The organism is Pseudoteredinibacter isoporae, assembly GCF_040372805.1.
Lineage (GTDB): Bacteria > Pseudomonadota > Gammaproteobacteria > Pseudomonadales > Cellvibrionaceae > Pseudoteredinibacter > Pseudoteredinibacter isoporae_A.
On record NZ_BAABWJ010000018.1, the window covers coordinates 1 to 3,673 of the forward strand.

The 3,673-nt window shown below is 56.1% G+C and carries 1 protein-coding gene; it reads right to left on the reverse strand.

Going from position 1 to position 3,673, the window contains the following annotated elements:
- On the reverse strand, positions 1 to 3,640 hold a 3,640-nt coding region (locus tag ABWW03_RS19820), incomplete at its 3' end, for a beta strand repeat-containing protein (RefSeq protein WP_353411405.1).
- Positions 3,641 to 3,673 lie beyond the last annotated feature (33 nt).

Genomic DNA, 3,673 nt, shown 5'->3' on the forward strand with positions numbered 1-3,673 from the left:
GGGTGTAGCTAAAGGTGTCGGTGGCGGTTGCACCTTCGGCCAAAGCGGCTGCACCCGCACCTGGGATGTAAGTGTAGGAACCATCGGCTTGAATCGTGAGTGAACCGAGTGTTCCGGCAATAGCCGTGTTCACACCGCCAGTAATGTCACCGGTTTGCGTACCGGCTACAACGCCGGTAATTTCTGCCGCATCGGCACCATCAACATCGGCCCCGCCGACATCCGTTCTCACATTACCTGTTGCATTAGTGTCAGCGTTTGTGGAATCGGTATCGGCGTTGGCCACCGGCGCCGTATCGGTAATTAAAATATCCAGCACGCCCGAAGCGGTGCTGCCAGCGGTATCTTCAACTGTGACGGCAAAAGCATCAGTGATCTCAGCACCACTGTGATCTTTGTTGGTCCCTGTTGGGTCGTAGTTGTACGTCACCACACCCGTGCTTGAGTTGTAGCCCGTGAGGGTCAAGGTCCCTTCACTGCCCACTATCGTGATGTTACTGGTGGCGACATTCGCCAAGGCAGCGGGACTGATCGTCTGTCCGCCAATGGTGACATTCACCAAACCATCCGGTGCTGTGATCGTGAATGTGTTGCCAGTGAGCGTTCCATCTTCAACAACACTTTCGTCGCCAGTAGCGGCCCCGTTGTTATCAGGAATGACCACACTGGGGTCGCCATCGTCCACGGGATCGACAGTGATTTGCAATTGTGAGTTGACGGTCGCCGCCCCATCTGTGACCTGATAATTCACGGTAGGGCCCGCACCGTTGTAATTGGGTGCCGGAGTAAAGCTGTAGCTGCCGTCACTGTTTAAGGTGAAGTCACCAATAGCAACACCAGCCTGAGTGACCGGCACGGTGGTGCCCGGCGTGTAGTTATTGCCCCCGATACTGAAACCGCTTACCGAGGCTGGGCTTGGGCCATCTGGATTGCTGGTGTTATCGAGAACATTGCCACTCGTGGGCGTGTCTTCATTGGTGCTGATGCTTTCATCACCATCCGTTAAATCATTCACCGCACCGACACTGAGATTCAAGGTCGAATTCACCGATGATGCCCCATCACTGACGGTGTACTGGATGGCGGGGACGGGGCCGGCGTAATTGGTTTCGGGATTAAATGTGAAACTGCCATCGCTGTTAAGGGTGATTTGTCCGACGGTCACACCGCCGTCCACGATGGTGGCGGTATCACCGGCCACATAACTGTTGCCACCGATGGTGAAGGTCGTCACTTCAGCGGGCCCAGGGCCATCTGGATTGACGGCATTGGTCAGAACATTATCCGACAGTGGCGTGTCTTCCTGGGTGGAGAAGGTTTCGTCATCATCGCTCAGGTCATTCACCGCGCCCACCGAGATGGACAAGGTGGAACTCACGCTGTCGACACCGTCGGTGACGGTATAACTGACAATAGGAACCGGGCCGTTGTAGTTCAGCTCAGGGGTAAAGGTGTAAGCGCCATCGGCCTCAATCGTTAAGGTCCCGACGCCGGTCAGAGTCGCGGTTTGACCCGGTGTGTAAGTGGTGCCATCGACCGTAAAGTTCACCAGGGATTCGGAAGGGCCGTCCGGGTTGTTGGTGTTGTCCAGAACGTTACCGGTGCCTACGGTGTCTTCGGGCACCGTCACCACTTCGCTGCCATCACTTAAAATATTGGGCAAGATCACGGTGATGTTGAGGGTGGAGTTCACCTCATTAATGCCATCACTGACGGTGTATTGCACCGGAGGCACGGTACCGGAGAAACCACTGCTGGCACTGAAGGTGTAATTGCCGTCCGCGGTCAGGGTAAAGGTGCCTAAACCGGCGGCGGTGATGGAGTCCCCGGCCGGGTATTCGGTTCCGTTAAAAATAAAGCTCGTGACCACAGCTGGATCGGGGCCATCCGGGTTATCGGTGTTGGCCAACACATTACCCGAAGCGGCTTCCCCAGACAGCAAGCTGGTGGTTTCGTCATCGTCGCTCAGCACATTGGCCGCATCGACATTGATGGTCAGGACAGCCACATCGGTGGAACCGTCGGCGTCCTGCAGGGTGTAGGTAAAAGTGTCTTCCCCGAAGGCGCCGGGGTTGGCGGTGTATTGGTAACTGCCATCGGCGTTTAACACCAAGGTGCCCATATCGGAGCTGATGGTTTGCCCAACACCGGTGGTGCTTTCATCGGTCGTGTTGCCACTGACCACGCCCACGACGGTACCGGCACCGTCGGCGCCCAGTTGATCGGCCACGCCGTCGCTGTTGTTGGCATCGCCACTGGGAATGTCTTGCCCGGTGATCACATTGCCCGTGGCTTGTAAGCTGCTGTCCACGGCATCGCTTTGGTCTTGCGCGATTGGCGCATCATCCACAATGGCGATGCTTAACGTTGAACTGATGTCATCGGCCGCATTGCTATCGTTATCGCTGATCAGAACCGCAAAATCGTCCTGTACCGCGCCCTGACTGTGATCTGCAGTCTGATCCAATTCATAGCGGTAGTTGATGCCGTTGGCATCCACCGACGTGATGAGTAAGCGCCCGAACTGACCGGCCACTTCACTCACCTGCAGCTCACCATTGACGATGACGTTCACACCGCCAATTTGCACCGTTACGCCACCGTCACCCGCAAAATAACGGATCTGACCGTCGGTGATATGGGAACCGTTGCCCGCCTGAGTGCCCTCGGGCAAACCCGCTTCGTTGACGGTATTTTGCAGAGCACCGGTCTCGTCGGTTCCCGGAGGTGTGATGTCTACGCTCGGAATCGCATCGATATTGATGGTTAAAGTGGCGGTGGACAAATCACCATCCACATCACTGACGGTGTAGCTGAACACGTCCTGCCCCGTGGCTTCTCGGAACGGGGTGTATTGATAAGAGCCATCGGCATTGAGAATCAAGGTGCCTTTATCGGAAGTGAAGGCCTGGCCCACATTACGGCCATCGCTGACGACAACACCCGAGCCGGTGCTGACCCCCACCACAACCGACGCACCAAAACCATTGATGCCGCTGTCATCGGCGTTGCCGTCCTGGCTGTTGCTGTCGCCGTTCGCGACATCAATACCGGTCACCACATTACCGGTGGCCACACCCAGACTGGTGACAGTATCCTCATCGTCCGTCGCCTCGGGTTCGGAATCAACCGCCTCAGATTGATCATCCGGGCCCGCAAAAGCCGTATCCGGGGCGGTGGTTTCAAAACCCGCCAGGGGAATGGTTTCGGCGCCCGTCAGAACAAACCGCACGCCCGCACCGGCCGCACTGCCCGACGCCGAAGACGTGGGCGCAGAACCGGCCGCCGTTGCCGGCAGCAACTCTTCCAGACTCAGACCCTCTTCCAGCGCCTGCTCCAATCGGTCGAAGTCCACGCCTTCATCGACGGAATCGTCTACTTTGTGCTTATTGATTAAATCCAGCAAACGCTGGTCGATGTCGATCTGCTGCTCATGGCCGAGCACCAGTACCCCTCCGGCAAACTTCACCAGCACCGCAGATTCAGGCCCAGTGTGCAGCACCTCACCTTTAGTGATGCTTTCACCAACTGAGATAACATTGCCATTTTGATCTACAATTTTGCCTTTTGTAGCAAAAACAACCCCTTTGTTCTCGCTTACAGGCAAATTTTGAATATCTTTTGATGCAATATTAGTCACTGCTATTCCCTCAAAAACAGATCGACACTGTGT